13 protein-coding genes are annotated in these 13,526 nt (G+C 65.3%); 1 reads left to right on the top strand and 12 read right to left on the bottom strand.

The genetic code is table 11. The features are described from left to right. From OEX18_13210 to OEX18_13265, 12 genes are all read right to left on the bottom strand, one after another. Positions 1-607 (bottom strand): D-alanine--D-alanine ligase (locus OEX18_13210; GenBank protein ID MDH4338224.1); only part of this gene is annotated, 607 nt, incomplete at its 3' end. 1 nt (position 608) lies between these two features. After that, the gene (locus OEX18_13215; GenBank protein MDH4338225.1) at positions 609-1,160 is read right to left on the bottom strand and encodes a hypothetical protein; all 552 of its coding nucleotides are present in this window, start codon (positions 1,158-1,160) and stop codon (positions 609-611) included. A 90-nt stretch (positions 1,161-1,250) separates the two neighbouring features. Beyond that, on the bottom strand, positions 1,251-1,763 hold the full coding sequence (locus OEX18_13220; protein ID MDH4338226.1) for a hypothetical protein: 513 nt from the start codon (positions 1,761-1,763) through the stop codon (positions 1,251-1,253). A 192-nt stretch (positions 1,764-1,955) separates the two neighbouring features. Next, positions 1,956-5,444 carry a S8 family peptidase gene (locus tag OEX18_13225; protein ID MDH4338227.1) on the bottom strand — a complete coding sequence of 1,163 codons (3,489 nt, stop codon included), beginning with the start codon at positions 5,442-5,444 and terminating at the stop codon, positions 1,956-1,958. Between the two features lie 142 nt (positions 5,445-5,586). After that, entirely contained in the window at positions 5,587-6,213 is a 627-nt protein-coding gene (locus OEX18_13230) for a LysE family translocator (GenBank protein MDH4338228.1), read from the bottom strand. A gap of 16 nt (positions 6,214-6,229) precedes the next feature. Continuing rightward, positions 6,230-6,769 carry a DUF1579 domain-containing protein gene (locus tag OEX18_13235; GenBank protein MDH4338229.1) on the bottom strand — a complete coding sequence of 180 codons (540 nt, stop codon included), beginning with the start codon at positions 6,767-6,769 and terminating at the stop codon, positions 6,230-6,232. After that, positions 6,766-7,551, bottom strand: coding sequence for a DUF4198 domain-containing protein (locus OEX18_13240; protein ID MDH4338230.1), 786 nt, complete (start codon positions 7,549-7,551; stop codon positions 6,766-6,768). The genes OEX18_13235 and OEX18_13240 overlap by 4 nt, the downstream gene beginning before the upstream one ends. After that, entirely contained in the window at positions 7,548-8,987 is a 1,440-nt protein-coding gene (gene gltX / locus OEX18_13245; protein MDH4338231.1) for a glutamate--tRNA ligase, read from the bottom strand. The genes OEX18_13240 and gltX overlap by 4 nt, the downstream gene beginning before the upstream one ends. Positions 8,988-9,006: 19 nt before the next feature. Then, the gene (ispF, locus tag OEX18_13250; GenBank protein MDH4338232.1) at positions 9,007-9,525 is read right to left on the bottom strand and encodes a 2-C-methyl-D-erythritol 2,4-cyclodiphosphate synthase; all 519 of its coding nucleotides are present in this window, start codon (positions 9,523-9,525) and stop codon (positions 9,007-9,009) included. Further along, positions 9,522-10,205, bottom strand: coding sequence for a 2-C-methyl-D-erythritol 4-phosphate cytidylyltransferase (gene ispD, locus OEX18_13255; protein MDH4338233.1), 684 nt, complete (start codon positions 10,203-10,205; stop codon positions 9,522-9,524). Before ispD ends, ispF begins: the two co-directional genes overlap by 4 nt. A gap of 15 nt (positions 10,206-10,220) precedes the next feature. Then, the gene (locus OEX18_13260; protein ID MDH4338234.1) at positions 10,221-11,117 is read right to left on the bottom strand and encodes an MlaD family protein; all 897 of its coding nucleotides are present in this window, start codon (positions 11,115-11,117) and stop codon (positions 10,221-10,223) included. Beyond that, complete coding sequence (locus OEX18_13265) at positions 11,114-11,875, bottom strand: ABC transporter ATP-binding protein (GenBank protein ID MDH4338235.1); 762 nt, start codon at positions 11,873-11,875, stop codon at positions 11,114-11,116. The genes OEX18_13260 and OEX18_13265 overlap by 4 nt, the downstream gene beginning before the upstream one ends. Before the next feature lie 150 nt (positions 11,876-12,025). Between OEX18_13265 and OEX18_13270 the strand changes: the two genes are divergently transcribed. Continuing rightward, complete coding sequence (locus OEX18_13270; GenBank protein MDH4338236.1) at positions 12,026-13,525, top strand: beta-lactamase family protein; 1,500 nt, start codon at positions 12,026-12,028, stop codon at positions 13,523-13,525. Position 13,526: the final 1 nt, after the last annotated feature.

Consider the following 13,526-nt stretch of genomic DNA (forward strand, 5'->3'; position numbering starts at 1 on the left):
CGTCGAGATCCTTGAAGTCCTTCACAATGGTGAGTCCCACGCTGGAACCCTGCGCGTTGGGTTTCACCACCGCCGGCAATCCCACGCTCTCGCGCACCTGCTGTTCGAGCGTTCCCGCGTGCAACGCGGAGCGCTGGAAGTACAAACCCTGCGGCACCAGCACGCCCGCCTCCGCGGCGAGGATCTTGGCGCGCTGCTTGTCCATGGCGAACGCGCTGCCCGCCGAACCGCTTCCCGTGAACGGGACGCCCAGATACTCCATCACCGCCTGCACGGTGCCGTCTTCGCCCGCACCGCCGTGCAGCCCGTTGAACACCACGTCCACCTTGAACGACTGCACCCGCGCCAGCAGCTTCACGAACTCGGCGCGCGCGCGGAACACGTCGGGATCGATACGCGGCGGCTCGGCGCCGATCTTTGCGTCTCCAAAAACGGCGTCGTCGTACTCGGTGGGGGCCACGTCGGGGCGTGCGGGGTCCACGACCAGCACGCGGTGGCCGTTCTCGCGCAACGCGCGCGCAATCCCGCGGCCGCTGGCGAGCGACACGTCGCGCTCGGCGGAGTCACCGCCGGCGAGCAGGAGGATGGTGTGCGTGCGCCCGGTCATGCTACCCCCACGTTACACAATGCACGGAGATGGTTCCCATCAAATTCTGGATCCCGGTGGAGGTGCTCACCACCAGCATCACGCGGCCGGTGAGGGTCATGTCGCCGTTGCCACCCCTCGTATTTCCCGACAGCTTCTCGAAGGTGATCGTCCCACCGGACACGCGCGATCGCTCTCCCGGCGCCAGTTCGATGAACGCGTCTCCGGGCTCGTTGGGGTCGCCGCTCTCCGCGGTCACGACCAGGGTTTTTCCAAGCAGCGCGTTCCAGTTTTCCTGGTAGCCCACGCGGAGCCCGGCAGGGAAACTCCCGCCCAGCGCCACTCCCTCCCCGGTGATGTTGAATCGTTCGGGCGTGAACTCGTCCTCCACCAGCCAGACGTTCATGACCTCCAGCGGTACCACCACCGAACCGCCCGCATACGCGAGAACCAGCTTCCAGCCATCCGTTGGAGCGGCGCCGCCGCCCCCACCACCGCCACCGCACGACGCAACCATCGCCACCAGTACCGCACCGGCGAACCCCCGGACTCCCGTCTTGCACCATCCGATCATCGCGACCCTCCTGACAAAGAAAGCGGGCCCGCCGCCACCGGATAATCATCGGGTGCCGACGGGCCCAACTACCAAACGAGCCAACCCGGACTAGTGGTTGTGGCCCTCGTGGGACTCTTCCGCGGACGCGTCGGGGACCTGCTTCATCAGGACGATTTCTTCGACACCCATCGCACTGGCCATGTCGCCGGCCATGTGCAGATTCTCTTCGACAACCATCATGGGCATGGTCATGGTGTTCTCACCGCTGCCGTACATGAAGTTGACGGCGCCATCCATCTCGCCCATCGCCCAGTTTCCGTTCTGGGTCATTGCGGGCTGCTCGTTCATGTACTCGACGGTCACGACGGCGGTGTAGTCGTCGTTTAGCACGACGGTGACCCGCTGCATGGCGTCGCCCTCGCCGATCTCGGCCACGTAGATACCCGTGGCGGCCGGCATCGACTCCGGCATGCCGGCGACTTCCTCGGTAACCATCTCGTCGGTGGTGGCGTCCGCCTGGTCGGCATCCTTCTTGGCGCAACCGAACAGGCCGAAGGCCATGGCTCCCACGATCGCCGAACAAACGACGATACGCGGCATCGTGGAGTACTTGCTGATCATTGTGCTCTCCTCATCGCGCGTCCTCTGACACGCTCCCGTTAGTGACAATGGCACCGCTCCGCCACCACGGGCGGACCAGGTGCCAAATTTCAGGCGCAATAATGGGCAAAGGCCGTTGGGGCGTCCAGAACTATGTTGGGGGTCCGGAGAGGGACCTGCGACGGCCCTTTCGGGCCGTCGCAATGGACAGCCTTAACGAACAACGACGATCTTGCGGGATACGCTGCGCGAGGCCGACGACAGCTTCACAAAGTACACGCCAGCCGGGAGTCCCCGCGTGGGCAGGTCGAGTTGCCACGTTCCGGCAGGCCGGCGGGCGCTGTCGAGCAGGGTTGCCACCCTGCGCCCGCGCACATCATACAGCGCAACCGACACGGTTTCGTCGCGGTCGAGGGAGTAACCGATCCGCGCCATGCCCGAGACCGGATTGGGGTACGGCTCTCGCAGCGCGAACGGTGGTGCAATGGTGGGGCCGTCGCCCACACCCGTCGGTGTCAAACCACAGGTGTTGACGCGCAGGTGGACCAGCGCCAGATTGGAGGCGTCTCCCCCGGTTTCACCGTCGCGGACCTGGATGCCACCCGCGGTGAACGGCATCCCGGTGTACTCAAGCCAGTACTTGTACGAGTTGACGCCGTTGATCTCGATTTCAAGATCGTAGTCCTGGCCGGCCAGGAGCGATGCACTCACGGGGATGTCATGCCAGCGCTCACCGGGATTCGCCGAGGTGATACTCCCCGCGGCAATCAATGCACCACGTGTGGTGCCGGTCGCCTCGAACACGCGCGCGCCGATTGTCTCACCCTCCGGGATGTCCGCCAGCCAACCCAGCGAGAACAGTTGCTTGTCCACCTGCGCGGTCACGTACGCACCGCGATCGTAGCCCGGCTGCGACGTCGCATACACACTGGGATCGGACGGTTTTTCCAGATCGACAACCGTTCCGCCAGGCCCATCGCTCCACGCCACCTTGATGTGCGGCATAATGCTGTTGCTGGCGTTGCCGTTCGACTCGCCGTCCAGCGTGCGGATTGCGCCCACGGTGAAGGGCAGTGAGAACAGGCCCTCACTCTTGCATTCCCACGTCCCGGCGGTGAAGACCAGTTCGATGTCATAGTTGCGGCCTTCGCGCAGTATCGTGCTCACCGGAATCTCGAAGTCCTGCATTGCAGACGAGAGGATGCCGGGGTGCGACACACCGGTAGCGATGAGGCTCACCCGTGTGGTTCCGATGGCATCGTAGATGTTGGCGCGCAACTCCACATTGGAGAACGCGGGGTAGCTCGCGCGCCAGGTAACGGAGTGAACGAAGATGGTCTTCTCCGCCTTCACGTAGACGCCGCGTTTGGTGCTCGAGTCTCCACACGTGCTCCAAGCCGTGGCCGGCGGGGTGAGGTCCGCGGTCGCCCCCGGGGCGGGGGCCGATCCCACCACATCGATGTGTGGCAAAGAGGCGCTCGCGGTTCCGCCCGCACTCGAACCACCGATCACATTGATAACACCCGCGCGCTGAAACGGTAGCGTGATCTGCGAATCGAGCCAGGACCACCAGTGCCGGACGTTGCCGAACTGAAAGACGATCTCGTAGTCCTCGCACTCATTCAGCGCAACCGGCAGCGGCACGTAGTAGAAGACCTCGCCCGGGTGGTATGCGTTGCTGATTGTGGAACTGGTCACCAGAGCGCCACGAGTCATTCCGTCCGCCTCATACACGCTGGCGGTGATGTCCGTCGGGCAGGTGAGGGCGAGCTTGATCCCCACCGACTGGATATTGAAATCACGAACCATTGCGACGAACGCGCCGCGTTCCTGGTTGCCCTCCGAGCTGGACTCCCGGATGGCCGTGTCGAGCGGGCGCAGCTCGATGTCCGCGCCGTCGGTGATGAGACCAATGGCCTCGGGCTGCGTGGGCTGCAGGCCCTGCCACACCAGCGAGTACAGCTGTGGCGCGGCCAGCGTGCCCTTGTGGCTGACGCGCACGACGTAGGTGCCGGCGGGCGCGTTGGCAATGTCCACCTGTTCGACGTTGTCCACCGTGTTGTCGGCCTTCGTGGCCGCAAACGCGGGGAGCAGCCGGTTGAGTTTCCAGGGCAGGTACTGGGTGGACCCGACGCGCTGCACGCGCAGGTCAAGATCGTTGACCAGCATCGGCGTGGCGGGGTCGAGCGATGGCGAGGGCGGTGTGCCGGGGGGGTCGGTCCAGGCAATAGTGACCCGCACGTCGCCGGGCGTGGGAACGGTGAAGTAGTACGAATGGACGTCGTAGTTGGACAGGGTCGTCTCTCCCACTCCCTTGTCGGCGAACTCGCTTGCGTTCGCAATCTCCGCCGAACGCAGCGTGTTCATTATTCCCCAGCCGTGCACGTAGTCCGGGCCGTCGTACGGTCCGGCCTCGTCGGTTCCAGCGATCGCGAGCGCTTTGAGCGTGGACGAGAGCGGCTGCTTGCCATGCTGCGCTTCGAAGAGGCGCGCAATCAGGTTGAGCGAGCCCGAGACGGCAGGCGTGGCCATGGAGGTGCCCGAAAGCGTGTCGTAGGCGGAGTTGCCGGGAAACGTCGATACCACATCAATGCCGTCGGCCACGAGGTCGGGCTTGATGCGACCGTCGTCGGTGGGACCCCACGAGGAAAAGTCAGCGATCACGACGTCCGCGGGAAGCGAGTAGCCCCCCGGAATGCCCTCCACCGCACCCACAGTGAGGATGTTCTTCGGAACACCCTTCTGGTCGATGTTGTCGTAGCCCGACGAGTAGCCGTCCTCCTGGTGATAGTCGGTCGCCAACACCCAGTTCGTCGTGCCCGGGACGTAGTGACGATGTTCCCCGAACAGGCCCGGGCCGTTGTCGTTGCGGTCGTTCCCCGACGACTTGACGATGAGATAGTGCGGCGCATCGTGCGCAATCTGATCCCACGCTTGCGAAGACTCGTCGTAGAAACCGAACAGGTAGTCTTCGTCGCTATTCACCGTCGTGTCGCCGTACCAGTACCACTGTCCATACTGGTTCACCGTCCAGCCACGCAGCCATCCGTAGGAGTGATTGGATATCTGCAGCCCCGCGGCGGCGGCCAGTGCCATCTCCGCCTCGTCGTCATCCCAGTTGTAGCTGTCGAGCGGCGCTTCATAAGACATTCCCTTCGCGTAGGGTGCCTCCCCCTCCGCGATCATGGTGCCGGCAACGTGCGTCGAGTGATAGTGCGAAAAGCCGGTGTCCTGCAGCGTCACGCGGGACGGGTAGAACTCCAGGTGGCCTGTGTACACCATTTCCGCATCCCAGATCGCCAGCTCACCCGGGTCCGTCCCCGCGCCACTTTGCGGCAGCGCGAATCCGCTTCCGGGCCAGATCTGGTCGGTGGAGATGGTTGCGGCGGAGACGATGTTATGAATGGTGTAGTACTGCGGAACACCGGTCGCCGAAATCTTCATGAGGCGAATGTTGCGATCCTCATTCAGCGCCACCTGCGCCGGGTCTGTGGACGCGAGCAGGTCGTCGTAGAGCTGCGGGCGCTGCTGCTGGAGGCGCTGCGCCAGGCGGCCCGACAGGTCGAGCAGCGCCGCGCGGTCTGCTTGCGGCGCTCCCGGCGACTGCGCCAGCGCGGCCGCGGGACCCAGGCTCACGGCGATCAGGAGGATCATGGCTGCATGGTCACGTGCCAATTGAAACGCGTTGCGTGGGGTCGACATGGTGTATCTCTCCTTGGAACCAGGGCGTTCGCGTGGCCGGGAGGACCAGGCGGACCAAGTCCCGATGGCAGTACAGTCGAGCGGGCAGAGAGTTGGCGGCCCGATGCGGATTTGCTCTATTTTACCACGTAACCGGCGCCGGTTACACCGGGTGCGCGAGGGCGGCCAGGACGCCGAGTCCAACGTAAACGATGGCCACCGCGATGCGGCGTACGCGCGGAAAGCGGGTGCTGGCGTGCAGCCGGGCGGCCGCCGCGCTGGCGAGGAGCGCATAGGCGGTGTCGGTGACCACCCCCATGGCGACGAAGATGAGTCCCAGGGTTACGAACTGGGTGCGAACACTCCCGGCCGGGTCCACGAACTGGGGCAGGAACGCGATGAAGAAGACGGCCGTCTTGGGATTGAGGAAGTTGACGACGATGCCTTCGCGGAAGGCACGCCCGTGGGTGGCGGTGGGTCGCACCACCGACATGCCGCCGCTGTCGCGCGCGCGCCACGTGCGCACACCGAGATAGATGAGATAGGCGGCGCCCAGGTAGCGGACGATGTCGAAGGCAATCGGTGACGCTTCGATCAGCGCCGAGATACCGAAGGCGGCCGCAACGACGAGTCCCACGCTGCCCAGCGCGATACCGAGCGCCGAGACCACACCGCTCGTCCATCCCTCGTCGATGCTGCGCGCCACGATGTAGAGCACCGCGGGGCCCGGCACCACCAGCAGCACCAGGGAGGTCAGCAGGAACAGCGCAAAACCAGGCGAATCCGGCATGAACGCGGCGCCCTTCTTACTTCACGCGCGTGAGCCGCATCTCGAGGAACTGTTGCCAGTCGGTCCCGTTGGCGGAGAATTCTCCGGTCTCGAGCCAGCCGTCATCGTCGGTGTGCTGGATCGTGTAGCGGACTTTTCCGCCCCGCATGTCGAAACCCCACTGGAAGGTGCCATCCTCTGTGAATTCTCCCACCGCATCCACCGAGTTGCCGTCCTTGCGAACCGCCTGCACGCGGTAGTGCTTCGCGTTCGCGTCCCAGGCGATGGTGGCGAACGCCTGGTGGACGATGGTTTCCGGATTGCTCTTGAGCCGCCCCTCGCCCGCGACCACCAGCACCAGCCCGTCGAGGTGCGCCGTGACGGCCTCGGTCTGCGTGATGTCGGCGCGCGGTCCGGGGCCGGTCTGCATCCAGGCGTCACCGGCCCACGAGCCCACCAGAAACGACAGCCGCGCCATGGCTTCGCGCGTCTCCGCGGGTGCTTCGCCGGGTTGCGCCGCGGCGACAGCGGGGAGAATACACGTCAGCAGCAACGCTGCCAGCAGAGCGCGCATCATTGTCCTCCGATTGTGACGGACATGGTGGTGAAGTCGCTGGTCCAGGTTCCGTCGGTCTGCAGCCGCAGTTCGGTGGCGCTGAACAGCCACGGTCCGCCGGCGTCAATCATGAACGACACGTGCCCCGACCTGTTGGCGTACTTGATGGTGCGCTCTCCGCTGTCACCGCACAATGCAACCACCGCCTGCCCCTCGGACTCGTAGCCGTTTCTCAGCACGCGAATCACGATCGAGTCGCCCTCGGCAATGGTGGTGGGGTCGCGCACCGGCACCAGTTCCACCGCGGTTCCCAGCGGCGGAATGCAGGACGGGTCTTCCCCGCCATCGCCAACCGCCACGAAGGTCTTGGCGTACTTGGTGTAGGTCTCGTGCCACGTGGCGTCTGCCCCCATGGACTCCCACGTCCGCCGCAACCGTTCCGGCGCACCGATCTCGTCCAGGTACTCGTCGACCTCGTCCGGCTCCAGGTCGATTTCCTTGGGCTTGAAGGCCACCCACGCCACCGCGGTGCCCTGCCCCTCGAAGTCCACCGACATCTCGAGCGACGACATTTTTTCGCCGAAGTTATCGAAGCGTCCGCTCTTGCTGCCGAGGCGCCAGCCCGATGCCCGGATTCGATCCACCGACGGAGCGGCGTCGAGTTCGGGGAAGTCCATCCCGCTCGATATCTCGAATGTCACCGTGGAGCGCGAAACATCCCTGGTGTTGATCCAGGTGTCATGAGCAACAGCGGCCGTTGCCACCGCCAGTGCGAGTGCCGCGATTCCGATCACTGACTTCATTGCTTTGCCTCCTCCAGCGAGCGCAACACCGTGTCTCTGCCCTTCACCGCCGCCACGCGGGTGAGATCCGGGCCGTGCACCGACCCCGTCATCGCACCGCGAATGGGAAAGTAGAGTTCCTTGCCCTTGAGTCCCGTATCCCCGCCCGTCGCGAGGATCATCTCCTTGAACGCTTCGGGCGTGAAGTCACCGGAGAAGTCCCGCAGGCGTTGCGTCATGCCCGCGAGCACGCGCTGCGCGTTCTGCGTCGCCACCAGCTCGCGCGTCTCCTGGTCCAGCTCCACCGCCGCTTCGAAGATGCGCGCGCGGTGGGGCAGATCGGCCAGGGTCTCCAGGCTGTCCTGCAGGATGGCCACGATCTCGCGCCGGGTGGCGTCGTCGTAGCGTTCGCGCAGGTCGTCGGGCCAGTAGCGGTCAACCAGCGTCACCAGCGTGTCCAGCGGGAGCTTGCGGATGTACTGCCCGTTCATCCACTGCAGTTTCTGCCGGTCGAAGATGGCCGCCGCTTTTCCCACGCGTTCGATGGCGAACGACTTCACCATTTCCTCGCGCGACATGATTTCCCTGGCCGCCGGGTGCGACCATCCCAGCAGCAGCAGGTAGTTGAACGCGGCGTCGGGCAGGTAGCCGCTGTCGCGCAGGTCGCCCACCGAACTGGCGCCGTGGCGCTTGGAGAGCTTGGAACGGTCCTCGGCCAGGATGAGCGGGACGTGCACGAAGGCGGGATGCTTTGCACCCATTGCATCGTAAATCATGATTTGACGCAGCGTGTTGGGCAGGTGTTCCTCGCCGCGAATCACGTGCGAGATCTCCATGCGCAGGTCGTCCACCGCGGCGGCGAAGTTGTACGTGGGCAGTCCATTGGAACGCAGGATCACCCAGTCGCCCACCATTTCGTGCGACAGCTCCATGTCGCCGCGCACCTCGTCGTGGAAGCGCACCACGCCGTCACCCACGCGAAAGCGAACCGCCTCCGGGAGTCCGGCCGCGCGCTTCTTCTCGATCTCCTGCGGCGCGAGGTCACGGCAGGTGCCGTCGTACTGCGGCGCGCGGCTCTCGGCGATGGCTTCCTCCCGCTTGAGCTCGAGTTCCTCCTCAGTACAGAAGCACGAGTACGCGACGCCCTTCTTGCGCAGTTCGTCCGCCACTTCCTTGTAGATGGCGTGGCGCTCGGACTGGCGATAAGGGCCGTGCGGGCCGCCAACGTCCGGGCCCTCGTCCCAGTCGATGCCCAGCCAGCGCATGTCCTCCATGACCGCCTGCTCGCTTTCCACCGTGCTGCGCTCGGAGTCGGTGTCCTCGATGCGCAGAATGAAGGTGCCGCCGTGATGGCGCGCGAACAGGTGATTGAATATTGCCGTGCGCGCACCACCCACGTGCAGGTATCCGGTGGGGCTGGGCGCAAAGCGCACGCGGACGTTCTTGATCTTGGCCATGATTTCCTTCCCGATGAAACTAAATGACCGACTCCTGCCACTCACCCATGCGATCCGACCCGGCCCGCTCCAGCACGGCGATGGCCTCGCACGCGATGGCTTCGCCGCGGCCGATGGCTCCCTTGCCCTCGAAGGTGGTGGCCTTGACGTTCACCTGGCCGGCGGACACACCCAGGTGGCGCGCCATCTCCGCGGCCATATCGCGCTTGCGGTCGCCGAGATGGACGATGTCCGCGAGAACGGTGCAGTCGATGTTGACGATCTCATAACCGAGTCCGCGCACCATTTGCGCCACATGGGCGAGGAACGTGCTGCCCGGCGCGTCCTTCCACTGCTCGTCGCTGTCCGGGAAGTGTTCGCCGATATCGCCCAGCGCGGCGGCGCCCAGCAACGCGTCACACACCGCGTGACTCACGGCGTCGGCATCGGAGTGGCCGGCAAGTCCGAGCGGCGCGTCCTCGATGTGCACACACCCCAGCATGAGCGGCCTTCCACTGGCCACCGCGTGGATGTCGAACCCGATTCCCATTCTTGTCATGAAATGCTTCTCCCTTGCAGGATTGCCTCGGCAATCCCGATGTCTTCCTTATACGTGACCTTCAGATTGCTGCGCTCACCCGGCACCGTGACTACCGGCGCCCCCATCGCAAGCACCAGGGAACCGTCATCGCTCGATTCGAAGCCGCGCGCCTTCGCCTCGCGGTGCGCCTTCATGACCAGGTCGTGACGGAATCCCTGCGGCGTCTGCACGCCGGCAATGGCCGCGCGATCCACCATGATCTCCACGCGTGAGTCGCGCACCTGAACCAGCGTGTCGGTGGCCGGCACCACCGGCACCACCGCATCGCTCACCGCCAGAGCGTCGATGACGCGCTCGCATAATGTCTCCGATACGCAGGGCCGCGCGGCATCGTGAATGAGCACGTGCGTGGTTCCGTCCGGCACCGCCGCCAGTCCATTGCTCACCGACTGCTGCCGGGTTGGGCCGCCGGCCGCGAACGCGTGCAGCTTGGCGTCTGCATCCGCGGTGAGCACCGCGCGCAGCGCCCGCTCTTGCGCCGCCGGACCCACCAGCACGATCCAGCTCACCCGGGTGGAGCGCGCAAACACGCCCGCCGACCACGCCAGCATGGGCCGCCCGGCCAGCACCGTGAGTTGCTTGGGCGTCTTCGTCCCGAAGCGCTCCCCGGCGCCGCCGGCCATGATAAGCGCGACCACGTGCATCCGCGCCCCCTAGAACAGGCTGAACTTGACGTAGCGGCCGGGATTCCTGCGGATATCTTCCATGAGCGAATCCATCTCCGCCACCGTCGACTCCAACCGGTTGATCAGCTCGTCGTCGTTGAGCAGCCGCCCCGCGGTCCCTTCGCCCGCGCGCAGCCTCGCGGCGATCTCCTTGAGGTCCTTCGACATGTCGGCCAGGTTGTCGGCCGCGATCTCGGCGCTGCCGCCCGCGCGCGCGATGGATGCGAGCGACGAATCGATTTCTGCAAAGTGGCCGGACACCAGGCTGTCCAGCATGGTGGCGGAGCGCTCAAAGCGCATGACCGCGTTATCCAGACGCTTGCGGTTCTTCTCCGTCATCTGGCGCAGGTTCTTCCCGGTGGCGGCGAAGTCGCCCACGCCCTCCTGGAGCCGGCCGTCACCGCTCAATGTCTGCGTAACCTCGCGCAGCTCGCGCACCGTGATCTCCACGTCACCGAGGATCGACCCGGCCGAGCCCATCACCTCGCTGAGGCCCATCAAGAACTCGCCGTTCAGCGTGTCGCCCGGCTCGACGTAGGTGGTGGAGACGCCCTGACGGATGGCCACCAGGCGTTCGCCCATGATGCCAACCGCCTTGAGGGAGACCTGCGAATCGCGCGGAATGAGAACCCCCTCGCGCACCGCCATCTCCACCATCACCCGGTCCGGTTCAAGCTGAATTGCGCTCACGCGGCCGCGATCCACACCGTTGATGAAGATGGCGTCACCCGTCACCAGTCCGCCCACTTCGTTGAACACGACGTAGAACGAATAGCGCTTCTCCATGAGCTGGAACTTCTGGAACCACATGGTTCCAATGATGGCAATCACCGTGGCGACCACCACCACCGCGCCCACGCGCACTTCCAGACCGCGGCTCGTCACTCGCTGCTCCCCACGATGATGGGTCCGTGCGCGCGGCCTTCGATGAACTGGCGCACCGCCGGGTTGTCGGTGTGTCGTATTTCGTGCGGCGTGCCGTGAAAGATGATCTTGCCCTCGTGCAGCATGGCAATGCGGTCCGCCACTTTGTAGGCGCTGGCGAGGTCGTGCGTCACCACCACCGAGGTGATCTTGAGTTCGTCCGCAAGCTTGTTGATGAGCGTGTTGATCACGTCCGCCATGATGGGATCGAGGCCGGTGGTGGGTTCGTCATACAGCACGCATTCCGGATTCATGGCGATGGCCCGCGCAAAACCCACGCGCTTCTTCATGCCGCCTGACAACTCCGCCGGGTACTTGTCACCCACACCCTCCAGGCCCACCATGCGAAGCTTCTCGTTCACGATGGCGCGAATCTCGGCGCCGGTCATATCCGTGTGTTCGCGCAGCGCCAGCCCGACGTTCCTGAGAACCGTGTCCGAGTCGAACAACGCCGCGCCCTGGAACACCATACCAAAGCGCATGCGAAGCTCGAACAGCTTCTTTCGGGGCAGTCGGACCACGTCCTGGCCGTCCACCAGTATGGTGCCCCGGTCCGGCGCCAGCAGCCCCACGAAATGCTTCAGGAGGACGCTCTTGCCACTGCCGCTCTGGCCCATGATGACCAGGGTTTCGCCGGGAGCAATGGTGAGATCGACCCCGCGCAGGACACGCTTGTGGCCGAAGCTCTTCCAAACATCGCGACACTCGATTGAAATCATGGCAGGCGGCCGATTCTAGCACACTTTCCTGAAACGCCCGCGCGGCTTTGCCGGTCCAAGCCCCTGAGACTTGCCGGACGGACGAAATCACCCCTGCCGGGGATCCGATGGGAGCCACGGCCGACAGGGAATACCCTCGAGAGGATGCCAATGAGCCGCCGAAATCTGCCCAACGTCGCCATCATCGCCCGCGTGCTCGGGATTCTCGCGCTGGCCGCGGCACCATGCGTGTCCCCCCGCCCGCCGTTGGCAGCCGCAACGGCCGCCGATTCGCTGTCGGCCCGCTGGTCGCAGGCCATGGTCGATCTGCACGTGCCGGGCATGAGCGTCATCGTGGTGAACCACGCCGGGACCGTGCGCAACGACCTGCTGGGCTTGCGCGACGTCGAGAACGGACTCAACCTCACCCCCGACACGCGCATCTACATCGCGTCCTGCACCAAGCCGTTCGTGGCGTGCGTGGCGGCGTTGCTGGCCACGGAGGGAACGCTCGACCTCGACGCGCCGGTGCGGCGCTACCTGCCCCGCTTCACCCTGGCGGACGCGGGCTACGCGGACTCGGTGACGGTGCGTGACCTGTTGTGTCACCGGCCGGGCATCGTCAACAGCACCATTACGCTGGGCGACGCTTACACGGGCGAGATGACCGAGGACCGCTACTACCGCCTGCTCGGCAACACCGAGCCCAGGCGCCGCTTCACCTACTCCAACCTCCACTACACGCTCGTCGGCCGGGTGATCGAGGCAGTCACGGGTCAATCCTGGAAGGAAGTCATCACCGAGCGCGTCTTTCTCCCCGTGGGCATGACCCGGACCACGTGCTCCGCGTCGGAATTCTGGGCCGGCGACAACATCGCGCGGCCGTACGAGTACGACGCCGGTCACTACGTCACCGCGGAGCCGCTCAAGGCCGATGCCACCATGCACGCGGCCGGCGGCATCATCACCACCAGCGCCGACCTCGCCCGCTGGCTGCGCATGCTGCTGGGCAACGGCATGCTGGACGGGAAGCGCGTGTTCCCCGCCGCGGCAATTGGCACCACCCGGGAACTGTTGGCGCTGGATGCGGCCGAACCACACCCGCTGGTCAGGGCCGAGCAGCGTCTGGCGTGGGGTGCCGGCTGGGACATCCGGACCATGAACGCGGACACGCTGTACTGCCACAACGGCAATTTCCCGGGGTGCGGCGCGTTTCTTTCCTTCATGCCCGGCCGCGACCTCGCGGTCGCCGTGCTCGCCAACGGATCGGGTATTTCGGTGTTTCTCGCGGAACTGGTGGCGGCGGAGGCCTACGACGCGGTGCTCTATCGATCCGGCGCGGATGCGCTGCCGCAATTGCTGAAGATCGCCGAGCGCAAGGCACGCACCCAGGAATCACCGGCCGCGCGCGGCTCCTTGAGCCTTGCACCGGGCGACTACGCCGGGAAGTTCTACAACGACGATTGGGGAACCCTGGTGGTGACGCTGGAGGGGGATTCGCTCAACGCGCGCATCGGCGTGCTCCCTCTTCCCATTGCACTCACGGGTGTTGACTGCTTTGACGCAGGTGGCTACCCCGGCCGTTTCGACGTGGACGGCAAGGGCAGGATACGCGCCATCTGGCTCAATACGGCAAGACCTGATTCCGCGAGGTTCGAGCGGATGAAGTAGA

This window comes from Candidatus Krumholzibacteriia bacterium (assembly GCA_029865265.1).
Classification (GTDB): Bacteria; Krumholzibacteriota; Krumholzibacteriia; order WVZY01; family JAKEHA01; genus JAKEHA01.